The following is a 425-nucleotide window of genomic DNA, read 5'->3' as shown; positions in this document are numbered from 1 at the left end:
CAGCAGATCCAATTAGCGTGGGAAAATATTTTGTGAATTTGATAGCGAAGCGACCAGATTTATGGAATAACTCATTAACAGCAGTACCACACGCTATGCATAAAAAAGTAATAGAGAAAATTGGTTATGATTCTCTTGTGATTCCTCCATTAGCTCAGGTGAAAGCTATTTTAGAAGGATTCTCTATTACAGCAGTAGAGTTAGTAGATGTTATAAAAACAAATCGAGTACGTCCAGAGCAACACGAATTTGTAAATGGGCGTATTTCAGCATTTGATCGTATTTTCGGTGATCAAATTGAGGCGATTGCGTATTTATTACAATGTACAGACGAACGCGGTGGCTTTACGGATGGAGATAGAGATAGAGATATCATTCAACAATTGAGAAGGGAAGAAGAGAATACAAATGAATAGTAGTAAAGT

At 36.5% G+C, this 425-nt stretch carries 1 pseudogene; it reads left to right on the top strand.

Features of this window, described 5'->3' with window-relative positions:
- Positions 1-416, top strand: a pseudogene (locus CRU95_RS16225) (hypothetical protein); the annotation flags it as partial.
- Positions 417-425: the final 9 nt, after the last annotated feature.

It is taken from the genome of Arcobacter sp. F2176, assembly GCF_004116465.1.
Classification (GTDB): domain Bacteria; phylum Campylobacterota; class Campylobacteria; order Campylobacterales; family Arcobacteraceae; genus Arcobacter; species Arcobacter siniprincipis.
Note: the sequence above shows the minus strand (reverse complement) of the source record. Positions and strands in the feature narration are given on the sequence as shown.